The organism is Emticicia sp. (assembly GCF_049241225.1).
Classification (GTDB): domain Bacteria; phylum Bacteroidota; class Bacteroidia; order Cytophagales; family Spirosomataceae; genus Emticicia.
Genome location: NZ_JBMLRC010000135.1, coordinates 2,501 through 3,938 on the forward strand (window position 1 = coordinate 2,501; position 1,438 = coordinate 3,938).

General features: G+C 37.9%; 1 protein-coding gene. It reads left to right on the forward strand.

The window, feature by feature from the left end; translation table 11 throughout:
* Nucleotides 1-136: 136 nt before the first annotated feature.
* Complete coding sequence (locus tag ACOVO2_RS08205; protein WP_421769493.1) at nt 137-931, forward strand: (Fe-S)-binding protein; 795 nt, start codon at nt 137-139, stop codon at nt 929-931.
* Nucleotides 932-1,438 lie beyond the last annotated feature (507 nt).

Sequence of the window (1,438 nt, forward strand, 5' to 3'; positions counted from 1 at the left end):
AGAAAATTGATTATTTTGCAAGAAATAATTTTCGGCTACTCGCTTGCAAATATTATGCACGCATACTATTTTTGTTAATGTTGAGTTACAATAAAAATCATTCTTAATTCTTAATTCTACATTCTTAATTAAAAAAATGGCAGAAACTATCGAATATAAAGTGCCTACGATGGCAGAAATGGCAGCAAGCGGTCAAGAACCCGAAGTATTGTTTTGGGTGGGTTGTGCTGGTTCGTTTGATGACCGATATAAAAAAGTTACGATTTCGTTTGTAAAGATTTTGAATAAAATTGGGGTAAAATTCGCTGTTCTCGGCACAGAAGAGGCTTGTACGGGCGACCCCGCACGTAGAGCAGGAAACGAATTTACATTCCAGATGTTGGCTCAACAAAACATTCAAGTTTTGAATGGCTACGGCGTGAAGAAAATCGTGACGGCTTGTCCGCATTGCTTCAATACGCTTAAAAATGAATACCCAGAATTAGGCGGAAACTACGAAGTAATTCACCATTCGACCTATCTACAGCAATTAATCAACGAAGGGCGAGTGAAAATTGAAGGCGGTGGCTCGTTTAAAGGACAAAAAATTACGTACCACGATTCTTGTTATTTGGGTCGTGCCAATGATATTTATGAAGCTCCACGCCAGTTACTCGAAAATTTGGATGCTGAACTCGTAGAAATGAAGCGTTGCAAAACCAACGGACTTTGCTGCGGTGCAGGCGGAGCTCAAATGTTTAAAGATGCCGAAAAAGGCACAAAAGAAGTAAACATCGAACGCATAGAAGATGCACTTGCTACTGGAGCAAAAACGATTGCGGTGGCGTGTCCGTTCTGCATGGTGATGATGTCAGATGGTGTAAAAAACAAAGAGCGTGAGCATGAAGTAAAAGTTTATGATTTAGCTGAATTGTTGGAGCAAGCGATGTAAGACAATCGCATCGGCGACCCGATTTCTAACTTGTTTATTTTCTAAACAAAATTCGATATTCATCAGTAAATATTCATTGCCGTCAGTTTTAACTGACGGATATTTATGTTTAATCAAATTTGACTTTAGTTTAAATAAATGGTTTGACTAAAGTCAAATTTGATTTGCTCTTTCAAGATTCCGTCAGCTAAAGCAGACGGCAATGAATCATTTTCATAATGAAATTTGAGAGAACTTATATTCAATAAAAAATTAATCAACTTTATCGGAGATTATTTTCAAAAAATATTGTTTATAGATTATATATGCCGCAATTTTGATTGTGGCATATTTTTTTAAAGACAATATTATGTACGTAGATTTCGATAAAATTCCGCAAGATGCCCGCATTTGGGTGTATCAAGCCAATCGTCAGTTGACTGCTGATGAGGTAAATACGGTTGAGAGTTATCTCAAGCCAGCCGTTAATCAATGGGCTGCTCATGGAGCCGCCTTGTTGGCCTCGGC

Coding starts and splice junctions, on each gene's coding strand:
- ACOVO2_RS08205 (WP_421769493.1), top strand. CDS start 137: ATGGCAGAAACTATCGAATATAAAGTGCCTACGATGGCAGAAATGGCA.